Annotated in this window: 16 protein-coding genes; 5 read left to right on the top strand and 11 right to left on the bottom strand. The window is 38.4% G+C overall.

Annotation, left to right across the window (positions count from 1 at the left end; genetic code table 11):
- Positions 1–45: 45 nt before the first annotated feature.
- Complete coding sequence (locus CLV81_RS13405) at positions 46–576, top strand: RNA polymerase sigma factor (RefSeq protein ID WP_106145610.1); 531 nt, start codon at positions 46–48, stop codon at positions 574–576.
- Positions 577–1,374 carry an anti-sigma factor gene (locus CLV81_RS13400; RefSeq protein WP_106145609.1) on the top strand — a complete coding sequence of 266 codons (798 nt, stop codon included), beginning with the start codon at positions 577–579 and terminating at the stop codon, positions 1,372–1,374.
- Between the two features lie 166 nt (positions 1,375–1,540).
- On the opposite strand, the gene CLV81_RS13395 is transcribed toward CLV81_RS13400, so the two are convergent.
- Positions 1,541–2,191 carry an OmpW/AlkL family protein gene (locus CLV81_RS13395; protein ID WP_106145608.1) on the bottom strand — a complete coding sequence of 217 codons (651 nt, stop codon included), beginning with the start codon at positions 2,189–2,191 and terminating at the stop codon, positions 1,541–1,543.
- A gap of 178 nt (positions 2,192–2,369) precedes the next feature.
- Here CLV81_RS13395 and CLV81_RS13390 point away from each other — a divergent pair, with 178 nt between their 5' ends.
- On the top strand, positions 2,370–2,909 hold the full coding sequence (locus CLV81_RS13390; RefSeq protein WP_106145607.1) for a mechanosensitive ion channel domain-containing protein: 540 nt from the start codon (positions 2,370–2,372) through the stop codon (positions 2,907–2,909).
- Positions 2,910–2,973: 64 nt separating this feature from the next.
- Here CLV81_RS13390 and CLV81_RS13385 read toward each other — a convergent pair whose 3' ends face one another.
- From CLV81_RS13385 to CLV81_RS13375, 3 genes are all read right to left on the bottom strand, one after another.
- Positions 2,974–4,248, bottom strand: coding sequence for a tetratricopeptide repeat protein (locus CLV81_RS13385; RefSeq protein WP_106145606.1), 1,275 nt, complete (start codon positions 4,246–4,248; stop codon positions 2,974–2,976).
- A 73-nt stretch (positions 4,249–4,321) separates the two neighbouring features.
- Complete coding sequence (locus CLV81_RS13380) at positions 4,322–5,056, bottom strand: hypothetical protein (protein WP_245912020.1); 735 nt, start codon at positions 5,054–5,056, stop codon at positions 4,322–4,324.
- A 19-nt stretch (positions 5,057–5,075) separates the two neighbouring features.
- Positions 5,076–5,768 carry a DUF4331 family protein gene (locus CLV81_RS13375; protein ID WP_106145604.1) on the bottom strand — a complete coding sequence of 231 codons (693 nt, stop codon included), beginning with the start codon at positions 5,766–5,768 and terminating at the stop codon, positions 5,076–5,078.
- A 167-nt stretch (positions 5,769–5,935) separates the two neighbouring features.
- Between CLV81_RS13375 and CLV81_RS13370 the strand changes: the two genes are divergently transcribed.
- Positions 5,936–7,126: an LETM1-related biofilm-associated protein gene (locus tag CLV81_RS13370; protein ID WP_106145603.1), complete on the top strand. Its 1,191-nt coding sequence runs from the start codon at positions 5,936–5,938 to the stop codon at positions 7,124–7,126.
- A gap of 89 nt (positions 7,127–7,215) precedes the next feature.
- Here CLV81_RS13370 and CLV81_RS13365 read toward each other — a convergent pair whose 3' ends face one another.
- The 6 genes from CLV81_RS13365 to CLV81_RS13340 all read right to left on the bottom strand — a co-directional run bounded on the left by CLV81_RS13365 (position 7,216) and on the right by CLV81_RS13340 (position 11,036).
- Entirely contained in the window at positions 7,216–7,971 is a 756-nt protein-coding gene (locus CLV81_RS13365) for a LytR/AlgR family response regulator transcription factor (protein ID WP_106145602.1), read from the bottom strand.
- A 44-nt stretch (positions 7,972–8,015) separates the two neighbouring features.
- A complete protein-coding gene (locus CLV81_RS13360; RefSeq protein ID WP_106147553.1) occupies positions 8,016–8,324 on the bottom strand; it encodes a 2TM domain-containing protein in 309 nt (102 codons plus the stop codon).
- Between the two features lie 2 nt (positions 8,325–8,326).
- Complete coding sequence (locus CLV81_RS13355) at positions 8,327–8,635, bottom strand: 2TM domain-containing protein (RefSeq protein WP_106145601.1); 309 nt, start codon at positions 8,633–8,635, stop codon at positions 8,327–8,329.
- Positions 8,636–8,670: 35 nt separating this feature from the next.
- Positions 8,671–8,949 (bottom strand): 2TM domain-containing protein, encoded by a 279-nt coding sequence (locus tag CLV81_RS13350; RefSeq protein WP_106145600.1) that lies wholly within the window; start codon positions 8,947–8,949, stop codon positions 8,671–8,673.
- A gap of 137 nt (positions 8,950–9,086) precedes the next feature.
- A complete protein-coding gene (locus tag CLV81_RS13345) occupies positions 9,087–10,412 on the bottom strand; it encodes a 2TM domain-containing protein (protein WP_106145599.1) in 1,326 nt (441 codons plus the stop codon).
- Positions 10,413–10,415: 3 nt separating this feature from the next.
- Positions 10,416–11,036 carry a tetratricopeptide repeat protein gene (locus CLV81_RS13340; protein ID WP_106145598.1) on the bottom strand — a complete coding sequence of 207 codons (621 nt, stop codon included), beginning with the start codon at positions 11,034–11,036 and terminating at the stop codon, positions 10,416–10,418.
- Between the two features lie 222 nt (positions 11,037–11,258).
- Here CLV81_RS13340 and CLV81_RS13335 point away from each other — a divergent pair, with 222 nt between their 5' ends.
- Entirely contained in the window at positions 11,259–11,870 is a 612-nt protein-coding gene (locus tag CLV81_RS13335) for an FMN-binding negative transcriptional regulator (protein ID WP_106145597.1), read from the top strand.
- A gap of 4 nt (positions 11,871–11,874) precedes the next feature.
- Here CLV81_RS13335 and CLV81_RS13330 read toward each other — a convergent pair whose 3' ends face one another.
- A complete protein-coding gene (locus CLV81_RS13330; RefSeq protein WP_106145596.1) occupies positions 11,875–13,620 on the bottom strand; it encodes a PorP/SprF family type IX secretion system membrane protein in 1,746 nt (581 codons plus the stop codon).
- Positions 13,621–13,858 lie beyond the last annotated feature (238 nt).

The raw sequence follows: 13,858 nt of genomic DNA, 5'->3' as shown, positions 1-13,858 counted from the left end.
TTTCCGTAGCATACAATTTTGTCCTATTTTAGGTTCTTCAACCTTATGAACCTAGACGCGCTCATAGAGAATTTCCAGAAAAAAGATGTTTCAGCTTTTGAAAAGCTGTACAACATGTATGGGGAAAACATATGCGGTGTCATTAATGTTATTCTTAAGGATTCGGAGCGTTCCAAGGAAATATGTCAAGATGTTTTTATCAAAGTATGGAACAATTCATCAAGTTACGATGCTTCGAAGGGAAGATTCTTTACTTGGATTTTAAACATAGCACGTAACACGGCTATCGATGAATTACGCTCCAAATCGAATAAAGAGCAAAAAAGAAACCTGAGTATTGATTCCTTCGTAGGTATTTTGGAAGAAACGGAAGAGATGGGAAACCAGGTGGACGTAATTGGGTTGAAAAAGATGTTAAAAGGCTTAAAAGAGCTTTGTAGGGAGATAATCAGCCTACTATATTTTAAAGGGTACACCCAAAAAGAGGCTGCTGAAGAACTGGGTATCCCTTTGGGCACCGTGAAAACTAGAAATAGAAACTGTATCTCACAAATACGAAAAAACAACGCACTGTAAATGGATGTCGAAAAGTACATAGCATCTGGTATTTTGGAACTTTATGTTTCAGGAGCTTTATCTCCCAAAGAGAATGAAGAGGTACAGGGCTATGCACGTCAATATCCAGAAATCCAAAAAGAAATTGAAGCTATTGAAGCTACCATTTTGGACCTTACAAAAAAGGCATCTCCTGGAATGCCCCCTACCTCTTTTGAAAGTATAGCATCCAAAATAAAGAAAGACGACAGTCCGATTATTGAATTGGATTCAAAACCTAAAAGCGGTTGGGTCACTTATCTAGGATGGACTGCCTCCATCATTTTGGCCATTGGATTGGTTTGGACATATCTTCAGAACAACGAATTGAAATCTGATATTGAAGTGACCAACAAAACGATGGAACAATTGAAGGATTCTCTGTCAAACATAAAATTGGAGATAACCAACAAAGAAACCATTCTTGAAGAACTTAGGAACAAGGACGTAAGTGTAGTTTTGCTACAGGGTCAGCAGGTCTCGCCGGCATCATATGCCAAAGTATTCTGGAATGCTTCAAATGAAGTGGTTACCATCGATGCTCAAGGTCTCCCTTCACCGCCAGAGGGGTATGATTACCAGGTTTGGTCGCTTACTTTAAATCCATTAACACCGACTAGTATCGGACTTCTTTCCGATTTTGATTCCAATGAGGATAAGCTCTTTACTTTGGAAAACACCAATGAATCGCAAGCTTTCGGTATTACTCTGGAACCTGAAGGAGGAAGTGAAACTCCCACCTTAGAACAATTGTATACTTTGGGTACCGTAGGACCTTAAAGTTCATTAAACACATAAAAAAGCGGCTGTCTAAAAGTATGGTTGCGTCAACCTGAACTTGTTTCAGGTTCTCTTCAATATTCGTATTTGATAATATTGAGATTCTGAAATGAATTCAGAATGACGATACCCTCTCTTTTTAGACAGCCGCTTTTATTGTAAAACCCTATAATTTAACCCCTACGCCAAAACCGATAATCCAAGGATCGATATCCACATCGGCGCCAACTGTAGCTCCAAGCGCACTAGTTGCATCTACGGTTACATCCGTACTCAAGAATAAGCGCTTAACATCTATATTCAAGAACCATTTGTCATTGAGCATATAATCAAGCCCTCCCTGTAGTGCAAAGCCTAGGGACGAGTCGTAATCCACATCATCTGCCACCGGACCTTCATCCACTCCGTAGAACAAGGTAAAGTTGACCCCTGCACCCAGATAGGGAACGAAATCTCCTCCAGTAAAGTGATATTGCCCCGTAAGGGTTGGTGGAAGTAACCATACACTGCCCAAGTCTATATCTCCTGCAGCTGTTTCAACCGCTTCCACATCGTGTTTTGCCGTGGCCAAAATCAATTCCACAGACCAATTCTCATCAAAAAAGTAAGATATATCGAATTCTGGTACAAAAGCCGTAGAAATGGACGCATCACCCCCTATGGCCTCAATATCTGCACTTTCGTCTGGAGTTACCACAATACCCCTTAGACGAAATTGCCATTTACTAAAATCATCATTGCTGGGTTGATCCTGTGCCAAAACAAAATTGGCCGTACCTAAAAGTACCATCATCAAACAAATCCCTAGTTTTCTCATCGTTGCTTTTTTAAAGTTTTGTCAAAACTAGTTCACCATATATTCTAAGAATATGACCTTTATCATTGGTGAAAAATACAGCTTAGCATCTTTGCTGTCTTAAAAACCCAGATGTGGAATACCTAAAAAACAGACAAGAATTAATTGGTATTTTGCAGTCTACAAATTCGTATTGAATATGGAAGGATTGATGTCATACAAATTTCAGATTCTGATTACCATTTTATTATTGCTACTCATTTTTGCCATCAATTCTTTGGCCAAGAGAGCTATTAGAAGATTTGGAAAAATCAGTGCCATAAACATGAACAGTAGAAAGGTTATTTTCTATTTGAGCAATCTGTTTTTCTATGGACTTGCTTTAATAGCCATTACCTTAGTATGGGGTGTTGATTTAAAGGAATTCTCCGTTTTTATTTCATCAATATTAGCCATTGTTGGGATTGGTTTTGTGGCCCAGTGGTCCATTCTTTCCAATCTTACTGCCAGTGTGATTCTATTTTTTAGTCATCCTTTGCGTTTGGGTGATAGAATACGCGTTTTGGACAAGGATTTTGACTGGACAGGAAAAGTTGAGGATATAAGCGGGTTTTACCTTTATATGCGAACTGATGATGGCCGTAGCATTACCATACCCACAAACTTGGTCATTCAAAAAGGCATAGAAATTTTATCGCATGAAGATGAAGAACCTAAGGATGTATTGGAAAATGAATAAACGCCATAAGTATACCCTATGGCGTTCATCAAAACAATCCTAAACAAAACACTAGATTACTACATCATAATTCTTGAATGGCTTTTTCCATATTTGGACCCAATTCAAATGAAGCTTCCATTAATTCTTCTTTTAAAGCCTCAACATCATCAAGGTACCCATTAGCCTTATAAATCTGTGCCATATGATATTGTGCCATAGGCTCGAAGGTTTTTCCTTTCACATGCGTTTCCATTAATTCCATGGCCTTCGCATTCTTGCCATCCTGTAAATAGCTGTAAGCCAACAAATCATAGGTTTCCGGAGTAGAGCGATTGGTAATCTCTGCATTTGCAATCTCCAAAGCTTTATGTGTTACCTCTCCTTTTCCTAAATAGTATTCAATTTTATGGGTGTTGTACATAATCCCATAAGATGAATTTTGAACCTTGGTGTGGAAATCCTCAAGAGCTTTAGCTTTAATCTCTTCGTTTCCTATATATTCGGCGACTTCTGCTTTAAACAAATCTAAATCTGGAGATTGATTTGTTCTCTCCACCGCCTCAATAATGCGGAGAGCTTCCTGAGGATTGCGTTCGTATGAGAATACAATCCAAGCAATTCCCTTTTTTGCATAAGCATTATTTGAATCCAATTGAAGCGCCATAAGATAATGGCCGTATGCATCTTCAATCCGTCCATCATGCCCATAAAAATCTGCTAAGTTGGTGTACGCCCATAAACGCAGTCCTAGATTTTTTGAAGAATCTGCTTTCTCCTTGGCTTTTTCCATAAAACGGATGGCAGTTTCCAAATCTCCCTTATGGTCATTCCATTTTGCTACGCGAATGAGATATCCAAAATCTGATAGGTTTTGGATGCTGTCCAGATACTTTGATGCTGTTGTATAGTTCCCCAATTCCATGTGCAAATCGAACAAAAGACTTTGCGAAGCGTTAACACCACTTCCCATTTCTCTTGCTTTTTGGGCCAGTACCAAGGCTTCCTTAAATCGATGTTGAGCTATATAATTTCGGGCCAAGGCTCTTAAATATCCTGATTTTCCAATCGCAGCTTCATCCAATGCTTTTTTCAAAGCACGTTCCGCATTTTTCAAATATTCTATATCTCCCGATGTTTTGAAAAAACGGCCATACTCCTTTGCAACATTGCCAAGAGCCAGGGTCTGCAAACTATCGGATTTAATTTTACCATTCCACAGTTCAAAGAATTTTGATGTGTTCTCAACATCTGAAGTTTTCAGGTATTTATTGTAATCGTTGATATTGGTTATCGATGTTTTTTCTTTTGAGCAAGAAATTAGCAGAGCTAATGCCAGTAGTGTGAATATTCTTTTCATGATGTGACTTTTGTTTTAGTGGATAAAAAAGGGAGGTTCATAATGTCCCTCCCCTCTCTTTCATAGCAATTTCCTATTCAGGGTCTCCCAAATAAGGGAAATCAGTCGAGATATCGGCAGTCAATCCAACCCCATCCGATGTTAATCGAGGAAGGTCGGCAGTACCATCATCATCCAGATCCTGTCCGCTGAACCTATCCCCTTGGGCACCACCAAAGAACAGAATCAATGAAACATCAATTATATCGTCACTAGGAGTTCTTCCCGTTAATGCCACTTCATCACCATCAGGAACCAAAATGATTCCATCATTATCGAAATCCGTTCCTGGATTAAAGTACGTTGTTGGTAAATCTGGAGCCACATCCAAAGCATCTGCGGCCAGGACAGTGGTCAGTTGCTCAGCGGTAAGGCCTAAAATGTTGTTTTCATAATCCACCGCCATAGGGTCCAATCCCAACTTCAAGGCATATACATCGTGATATTGCTCCAATCGTGCTTGGAATCCAGGCTGGAAAGTGGCAACCATTTCGGAGGGGATGGTCACGTTATGTGCATCTTTTACACTAGGTTGTCCCTCCATATCAAAGCTCAACGTGGTATTAATTCCCGGCCTGCCCATATAATCTACTTGAGCGAAAGTTCCAGAAAAGTCAACTCCCATCATACCATCATCTTCCATCATCATTCCATCATCTTCCATTCCCATATCATCCGGTAGCATAACGTCATCATCATTATTACAGGACACCGTCAAGAGTCCCATTAAAAATGAGGCAAAAAATATCTTTATCAGTTGTGTTTTCATCTTTATGTTCAATTAGTAGTTATTGTTTTCTATTGGTGGTCACCCATGTTTTGTATACCGTCAGACCCAAAGGATTAGTAGCGGTTGGAGAACCTAAGAGCGAGTTTGGAATTTCAATGATTATAGAGAGTGTATTGGCTCCGTCAAAAGTATCTGTCGCCTCATCCGAGGGCAAAAATCCTCCTACTGCAGAATCCAGTTCTGGAGAAATCACGGCATTAAATTGAAAGAAATCAAAGAAAAAAGGGTCTTGCCTAGGTCCAGCAAACAAAGAAACACCGCTAGCAGTAGTTTCTACCACGGGTGTTGCGTCTGAAATCTCAACATCCCCAAGGGGAGAATCAGTAAGTACCTGGCTACTCAAACCGGTTTGAGCTGGTGATGCAGGTCCAAAAAAATACATTCTCCCATCTCTAGCTATGGCCTGGATGACTCTATCTTCAATCAAATCACCATCCAGGTCAATATTGATTTCGGTAAGTACATCTTCGTCAAAACTGCCAAATGGAAGTTCAGGGAGTACATCGGATTGCAGGTCTACTGCAAAAACGGTGTTATCTGAACCCTCCGAAGGTTCAAAGGCAAAGAAATCGGCAATATCCGATGTAGTTGCCGTGGAACTTGGCGCATCAATATGGTCTGCTGCTACAAAAATCGCAGAAACCAGTAGTAAGGCCAAAGCCCCAGTTAGAAGCTTAGTTGTTTTTTTCATTTTGTTATTTGGATTTTATATTAATACGCCCCTACCTACGGAAGTTTATTAGGGAGGGTTTGGTATTGGATTGTTAAAATTTTCTTAATAGAATTTTGATACGTTTCGATTCATTCCTTCAGAAAAATCTGCTATTTTGTACTCCCTAAGTGTAACCTGCTTGACCAATGAACCCTTCCGCAACAGGCTGGATAAACAAATTTGGCCATTTGGTCCAGAAACAACCTATACACCTCTCCGGTCAGGATGAGCTTTATCTGCACCTCAAAAAAATAGGTTTTGTATATGGAATCCATATTGATGTATTCCCACTCATATCAACAGAACTAAAGTTAACGGAAGACGAGATTGCCAAAATCAACTTACTGGTTGCACTGTATTTGACCTTTCAATTGGAGAGAAAAAACAACAATTTCAATGACTTTGTGGATATTGTTTTTGCTTATTATAAGTCATTGGAGGTGGGTAAAATATCATTTTTGAACAAGATATTGAGCGCAAAGCGCACAGAATCCCAGTTGGAAAAACTAATTGATTCACGCATTTATTTGGGAGGAAGCGCTTTCAGTAGGGCCTTTGGAAACAGTATAACCAATTCCTTGCTCTTTGTTGATGTTCTTATTTTTAGGACGTATCTCAACGGAAAAAAATCCGGAATGGAACATGCAAAACTACTCGAGTATGTTACCATGAACATTGCTTACCATAGTTTAAATTCCAAAGAGGCCAATAAAAATGATGCTAAATTCATTCAATTATTGGCTTCCTCGTTAACCTATGTTGACTTAAATGAAGCTGATTTTGATGGCACATATCGAGACCTTTTGGCGTTAAATTTTACCCAGGAAGAAAAGAACTATTTTTTGGATATGGCCTGTCTCACCATTTGGGAAGATAAGTCGATTGACCTAACAGAATCCAATTACATTTTTGAGCTGGGAAAGGACTTGGGAAAATCAATTATTGAGGTTGAAAACTCAATGAATTTGGTTATAAATTTCTTCGAAAAAAACAAGTCAAGAATCGGGTATCTAAGTGATAAAAATGTGGCTTTTCAGTTTTACCAAGGCATGTCCAAAAACGTGAGTAAATTAATTTTGCGAAACAGTAAAAGATTAAAAAAAGAACTTACAGAAAGTAAAGAATTGGTTTCACTTTTATCCAAATCCACGGTCAAAGAACTTACTCCCGAGGAGCGGAGAAAAATGCAAAATCAACTCCTGGATATTTTTAAAACCATACCATCATTGGCTATTTTTATGCTGCCCGGTGGTGCCGTTTTATTGCCTATTTTTATAAAATTAATTCCTAAATTGCTGCCCTCGGCCTTTGACGACAACCGAATAGAGGAAAACTAGAAAATTGGCTTAAATTTACAGGTATAAGAAAAACTTATAATAGTTTTTTACCTGTTTTAAATATTTGAATTCCAATTTATTATAAAATCTTACTCCAACCATAACTTGAAATCTTTTACTCGCTCTCTACTTACAATGATTTCTTGGTCGTTGAAGCGATTCAGCTTAATTTGAAGCCTAGAATTTGTGTAAGAAATGATATCTTTTATGTGGCTGATGTTCACATAAAACTTTCTGCTTACCCTAAAGAAAGTTTGTGGCGACAATTCTTCTTCAAGATTTTCCAAAGTTGTATCCAAGAGATAATTTCTTCCATCCAAAGTTGCCGCATAAGTACCCTTGTTCTCGCTATAAAAACATTCCACCTCATCTGCATTTATTATCTTAAGATGCTGCCCTACTTTAGCCGTAAATCTTTTTTTGTACTCACGTTCCAAAGGGTTGGTCAGCAACTTTTTTATATCGTTGAAATCAACAGAAATTTTTTGGTGCTCAGGCTTCAGTTCACGAAACTTTTTAATCGCGCTTTCAAGCTCTTCATCATCTATGGGTTTTAACAAATAATCGATGCTGTTCAACTTAAAAGCTTGTAGTGCATATTCATCATAAGCCGTGGTAAAAATGATGGCACTTTTTACCTCAATGATTTCAAAAATTTCGAAGGACAACCCATCGGATAATTGAATGTCCAAAAAGATAAGATCGGGGTGATGGTTGTTTTGGAACCAATCCACAGCTTCATCCACTGAATGGAGCATGGTCGACACCTCTACATCGAGTTCAGCCAATAACCTGTTCAATCGTCTTGCGGCTGGTTTTTCATCTTCAATAATGATTACGTTCATGTCTTTTTAAGAAATTTAAAAGTAATGGTGGTTTTTTCAGCAGCTTATCGTCTATACTTTTTGGCCTCCTCCCTATCCTCGTCCATAAACTTCTGTATTTGACGCTCTTCCCAGTTTTTCCCAAAAAAAGGATTGTATTTGAAGGTATGGGCTGCATGAAAGAGCAAACCTACACCCCATAAAACTGGTGTTACAAAATGGCCCCATTCCCAAAAGGAGTCAGACCTTGCAACAATATTGGCTAGGATAAATATGTTTACACCTACATAGACAGCCAAGTGTATGTAAAAGCCTTTTATCTCGTCTACCCTTTTTTTTGCCCGCTTGAATTTATCGTTTTCAAAATTTTCCATGATTATCTCCATTTTTTGATTTCGTTGTCCTCTTCTTTGTCCATATATTCCCTAATCTTCCGTTCTTCCCAGGCTTTCCCGAAAAAAGGATTCAGGTTGAATGCCTTTATCGCCTGAAAAAAAAGACCAATACCCCAACCAAAGGCAGCCCAAAGGAACCACATATAGCTCCATTCATTTAGATAATAATTTAAGGCCCCTAGACCTGTAATAACAACCAAATACCAAGTTAGACTCCCATAAAACTTACGCATTTTGGCTACACGCTCCTTGGCTTTAATATATTTGGCTTCGTTTGTATTAGGTTCCATGATGCTACGTTATTGGTTAGTTCTCTAAAATTACATTAAAATTGATCTTTCTCCATTAGTTCTTTAATCTTACGCTGCTCCCATCCTTTTCCTAGGAATGGGTTTTTATCATAAGCACTCATCCAATGACCCACTAATCCAATCCCCCATCCAATCGCAGGGAAAATAATCCAGGGGAAACTGCTGGTCATATAATTTAGATAAGCCAATAGGGGAATTACAATGGCATAAGCTGTGAGGTTCGAATAAAACCCTTTGATGCATTCTACTTGCTCTTTTGCTCTTCTATACTTGTAATCTGTGATGTTTTCCATTTTGATATGTTTTAAGTTTGATTTTTAATTACATACCAAATTTCATCATCTTTGGGAGGTTTTGGAAAAGGGTTTTACCGAATTGTAGATTTTAGGGGATAGATTGAAAAAGTAGAAGAATTCGCGTGATTTTGACCTTAAAAATCGTCCTTCTCCATTAGTTCCCTAATTTTTTTCTCTTCCCAACGCTTACCCCAAAGCGGATTATAGCCATAGGCTTCCATGCCATGGGCAATCACTCCAAAACCCCAACCAACGGTGGGGAAAATGGCCCAAAGGAAAGTGGTTGTTCTAAAATTGAGCCACCACAAAAAAGGAATAACAAAAATGTAGGATATTAGGTTTCCATAAAACCCTTTTAGGGTTTCCACACGTTCTTTTGCCTTCAAGTATCGTTTCTCTTCTATAAACTCTTCCTGTTTGGGCATAACAACGGATATCTGCTGGGTAAGCATTGGAAGTGACACTGCAAAATCTGAGTGTGTTTTATTGATACCAACACCCTTATCCGTAAGAATAGCATAGCGTTGCTGAATGTTTTGCAGCCCTACACCACTACTTTTTTTCACCACTTGTTTTTCCTGTAGATTGTTGCTTACCAAAAGCTCCCCTCCTTTTTCAAAAACTTTTATATGCAGTGGCTTTGAAGAAGTAACCACATTATGCTTCACTGCATTTTCCAAAAGAAGTTGAAGTGAAAGAGGGACAATTTTTGCGTCTGGATTACTGGCTTTTTCAGGAATATCGAAAACAATACTGTCTTCAAAACGCATTTTAAGCAGACTAACGTAGGTTCTTGCAAAATCCAATTCTTCATTTACGGTTACCAAATCCTTGTTTTTTTGTTCTAAAACATAACGGTACACCTTTGAAAGGGAAGTGGTGAACTTTTGAGCTTGTCTGGGGTCTTCATCAATAAGACTGGTCAACACATTAAGACTGTTAAACAAAAAATGGGGGTCCAATTGGTTCTTCAGTGCATCAAAGCGTGCCGAAGCAGTACCAGCTATAATTTGTTGCTTTTTTACCTCCTGCTTCTGTAAAGCCCTGTAGAAATAAAAAACATGGATAGACAAAGAAGCAATAATAGTAATTACCAAAGGAAAGATATAGGTATCAAAACTTTCTTCTTTCAAAAAAGTGATAAACGAAATTCCAGTAAAATATAGTTGGATGAGATATCGTAAAATTCCATAGGTAATTATGGTAAGTACAAAAGAACCGAGTGCTCCAACCAGCAATCGCATTTTTGGAGTTTTTTCCCAATTGTATCGTATATCTAAGCCATCATAGTAATACGAATTGACCACGGTAAGACCAAAAGAAAAAATAAAACTGATAATTGTGTCCCTTAAAATACTATCAAAGGAATAATCGCCATCCCCAAATACAAAAATGACTAGGAAGGCGACTATCAAAGTAATAATCAAAGAAAATCGTAAAACTTTTAGAAATTTCTTCATGAACTATGACTTACACTGCTCCAAAATCTGATTAGCTTCTTTTTTTCCCCATTTGGGATAAAAGGGAATATCAGATTTAAAGGTAGCAAAAAGTTCCAAGGACCTTTCCACATCCTTGCAATATGGAGCTGTGTCTTTTCCGAAATAACGGGCAGCTCCCATATCCCAACTAGCCTTGGAATAAACCACTCTCGGGTTGTTTGGAGCCAACTCCATAGCCTTTTGGTACAACTGTACATTTTTTCCAGATAATGTCATTCCATAGGTTGCTCCATCAAATGATATCCAAGCTGTATTGATTAAAGCTTCCTGTACCAACAACTCAGGATTATCCGGAGATATGGCTTTGGCTAAATCCAAAAACTCTTTGGCCTTTTCCAATTGCTGTGTTAGTTTTTCCTTGTCCTGTTCTCCAAAAGAGATAATCGTATTTATCTGGGATACATAATAGTGAGGCAACCAATTGTCTTGCTCGGCCATGGCAATTCGTTCAAATAGATTGGAGGCCTGAGTGGTTTTTTGGTCTTTCCATAGTGAGAATGCCTTCTCCATACCCTTGGTATATTGGTCTTGGGCTTGGGCCCATCCCACAAATAACAATGCTACGATAACTGTTTTTTTCATCTTTTCAATTGATTTTAATTTGTTTTAAGTTTTGGATTAAGGACTGTTTGTTTTTTGATTATAGGTTCAAATATCCAATGGGTGCAGGAAATCTTATAAAAGGAAATACCGAACTGTGCTTTTCTTAGGATGAATTGTAGGTGGAATCCAGAGAAGACATGATGAAACCTTAGATTATTCTCCCCTTTTTTGTGTTATTTTTAAACTTTAGAGCAGTTTTACATGTACATACCCCACTATTATAAAAATGAAAATGTTGCCGAAATCAAGGAGTTTATTGCCCAAAACAGTTTTGGCATTTTAGTCAATCAGCTGGATGGTAGACCTTGGGCCACACATACACCTCTTGAACTTGACAAGGACTCTGGCGGAAATGATATTCTAGTAGGGCATATCGCCAAAGCTAACCCTCAATGGAGAGGGTTTGACTCCGATTCAAAAGTACTCTGCATATTTAATGGTCCACATGCCTATGTATCGTCTTCTTGGTATAAGGAGGAAGAGGTCCCTACTTGGAATTATGTTGCAGTGCACATTTATGGTACGCTTAAGGTGTTGAGCGAAGAAAAAACCATGGCCTTTCTCCATAATTTGGTGGATAAATATGAAAAGGATTCGGAAAATCCCATATCCCTGCACGATATGTCCCCAAAAACTTTGAGACAAGTAAAAGGGGTTGTTGGTTTCACCATACAAATTGAAGAAATTCAAGCCGCTTATAAGCTTTCACAGACCCGCGCAGAGGACCACAATAAAATTATTGAAGAACTTGCGGGAAGAAACGATGCAGGGAGTCAACTCATTGCAAAAAAAATGAGAGAATCAGACCCCTAAGCGCCTACTCATTATCCAACCACTGACTCTTGGCCCAGTTGGAATACCTTGGGTTGTCAACATGCATAATCCAAATTTCATCCGTGTACTTACCATCCATCTTGGAACGATACGCTTCATAAGCACCTTCATTCTCTTGATATTTGGCCAGGTAGACATAATTAAGTCCGTTTTCTGGATTTTTAAAATAATTTGCAGTTAGACCTTGGTCCTTTAACTTTTGCATGAAACGTTTGAGGTACGCCTCATTTTTGAAGACATTGGCCACAATATAATGACCTTGACCCACTCCATCCAAGTTGATGTACTTTTCAATGGGTTTGAAGGCTCCTCCATTAAATGTGCCTTTAACTTCTTTCTTGGGTTCTTTGTTTTCCGCCAAACTGGATTTTGAATACTCCTTTTTTAGGGAATCTAAATCCGTCTTTTTTGCCAAATACAGGTTTTTTGCAGCTTCTTCTACATTAGGATTCTTATCCCCGGTCTGCTGTTTCACCATGCGCATGACCAATTCAAATCTTTGTTCAAATTCCTTTTGTCTATTTTCTTCCAAGGAATCCAATCTAAAAATCAATTCATTGATGACCGCATAATTATCTTCTTGTAGTGCCTGTAGCTTTTTTACCTGCTCTTCCCAATATGCCAAGTCCTCTTTATTGGACGGACGTAATTTGGTTTTGGCATTCAACTTATTCTTGGATGATTTCTTCTTTTCCTTTTCATCTCCCCCAAAAGTTCCTTGAACCACTTTCTGTGTTTGCTCATCATTGGAGGCCAAAGCTGCTGATTTCGTTGGAATGAATGAAAAAGCAATGGATACTTCGTGGGTAACCCCTAGATTGCTGAGATTATTATTGACGTTTTTCTCAAAATTATATCCAAAGGACAATCTTCGGTTAAGGTTGAAACCGGTACCAGCAGAAACACCGTAAAACTGGTCATATCCGCCTTGTAACCATCCTAATTTAGGAAGGTCCAAAATCAACCCTCCCCCAAAAATAGGGTCTTGAGAACCCTCAAAACGAGCCCTAGCCAAAGGAAGCAAACGGCCATCTTCAAAAACTCCTGCTCCATTCTGAAATTCATGGGCAAATTGAATATGACCTGAAAATGTTTTTTCATTAAATTCCGATAAGGACTCTCCAGTACGTATGTCATAGTCCAAAAGGTTCTGAGCAAAAACACCAAAGTCAAACTTTCCAAGGGATAAGTTGAGACCAGGTTGGAAAGAAATAATTGCACTTTCTGAGGCTTCACTCAAAACAGGGTCATCTTGTAAGGCAACTGCCCTATCCGCATCAAAACTGCTCACATAATAAGGAATGTTAACACCAAAGCTCAAATTGCTTTTTTCTCCCAATTGGACGCCATGGGCATAATTGGCCATAACACCCAAGTTGGTAATCACCCCTTCTTGTTGGTTGTATAAACTAAGTCCCAGACCAATGTTGTCTTTGATGCGACCGCTATAACTTAAAAAGTAATTCTGTCGATTATCGTTAAAGTCAGCTCCTTGACTTCTATGAAACAGGTTCACGTAGGTCTTGTCTTCCCTTACCGTGGAAAATGTAGGGTTAATCAAAAACCGATTGAATTTCAACAGATTCTGAAAAGGTACATCATAGCTTACATATGGATTAGCCTCTTGGGCATAAAATTGGGGGCTGTTGCCTGTAAAAAATAGGACTACCAATCCATATAAAAGCAATCTATGTATATGAGGTGTAGGGGTGAGTAGTTTTTTAACCATAGCCTTTCTTTTTTATGTAGGTTAAGCGGACCTGGGGGAACAGGTATGTCGTAATGTTGTTTTCTCATCAGTAAGTTTGGGACTTCTTGTAAGAGATTTTCTATTAACTTTATTGTAATGTTATTTATTTTTTCGGTAAAAAACCAATTTTATCGATGAACTGGTGTTAATTAACACTCTTAACAAGCATAACTAACACCCATCCATTAATAAAACGCTTCTTTTTATTAAGAATTGC

Origin of the sequence: Flagellimonas meridianipacifica (genome assembly GCF_003001695.1) — a bacterium.
Taxonomy (GTDB): Bacteria; Bacteroidota; Bacteroidia; order Flavobacteriales; family Flavobacteriaceae; genus Flagellimonas; species Flagellimonas meridianipacifica.
Note: the sequence above shows the minus strand (reverse complement) of the source record. Positions and strands in the feature narration are given on the sequence as shown.

Bases quoted from the DNA above. Each gene is read 5' to 3' on its own strand.
- CLV81_RS13345 (WP_106145599.1), bottom strand. From the start codon at position 10,412: ATGAAGAAATTTCTAAAAGTTTTACGATTTTCTTTGATTATTACTTTG.
- CLV81_RS13385 (WP_106145606.1), bottom strand. From the start codon at position 4,248: ATGAAAAGAATATTCACACTACTGGCATTAGCTCTGCTAATTTCTTGC.
- CLV81_RS13380 (WP_245912020.1), bottom strand. From the start codon at position 5,056: ATGAAAACACAACTGATAAAGATATTTTTTGCCTCATTTTTAATGGGA.
- CLV81_RS13335 (WP_106145597.1), top strand. From the start codon at position 11,259: ATGTACATACCCCACTATTATAAAAATGAAAATGTTGCCGAAATCAAG.
- CLV81_RS13405 (WP_106145610.1), top strand. From the start codon at position 46: ATGAACCTAGACGCGCTCATAGAGAATTTCCAGAAAAAAGATGTTTCA.
- CLV81_RS13340 (WP_106145598.1), bottom strand. From the start codon at position 11,036: ATGAAAAAAACAGTTATCGTAGCATTGTTATTTGTGGGATGGGCCCAA.
- CLV81_RS13355 (WP_106145601.1), bottom strand. From the start codon at position 8,635: ATGGAACCTAATACAAACGAAGCCAAATATATTAAAGCCAAGGAGCGT.
- CLV81_RS13370 (WP_106145603.1), top strand. From the start codon at position 5,936: ATGAACCCTTCCGCAACAGGCTGGATAAACAAATTTGGCCATTTGGTC.
- CLV81_RS13390 (WP_106145607.1), top strand. From the start codon at position 2,370: ATGGAAGGATTGATGTCATACAAATTTCAGATTCTGATTACCATTTTA.
- CLV81_RS13395 (WP_106145608.1), bottom strand. From the start codon at position 2,191: ATGAGAAAACTAGGGATTTGTTTGATGATGGTACTTTTAGGTACGGCC.
- CLV81_RS13375 (WP_106145604.1), bottom strand. From the start codon at position 5,768: ATGAAAAAAACAACTAAGCTTCTAACTGGGGCTTTGGCCTTACTACTG.
- CLV81_RS13360 (WP_106147553.1), bottom strand. From the start codon at position 8,324: ATGGAAAATTTTGAAAACGATAAATTCAAGCGGGCAAAAAAAAGGGTA.
- CLV81_RS13400 (WP_106145609.1), top strand. From the start codon at position 577: ATGGATGTCGAAAAGTACATAGCATCTGGTATTTTGGAACTTTATGTT.
- CLV81_RS13365 (WP_106145602.1), bottom strand. From the start codon at position 7,971: ATGAACGTAATCATTATTGAAGATGAAAAACCAGCCGCAAGACGATTG.
- CLV81_RS13350 (WP_106145600.1), bottom strand. From the start codon at position 8,949: ATGGAAAACATCACAGATTACAAGTATAGAAGAGCAAAAGAGCAAGTA.
- CLV81_RS13330 (WP_106145596.1), bottom strand. From the start codon at position 13,620: ATGGTTAAAAAACTACTCACCCCTACACCTCATATACATAGATTGCTT.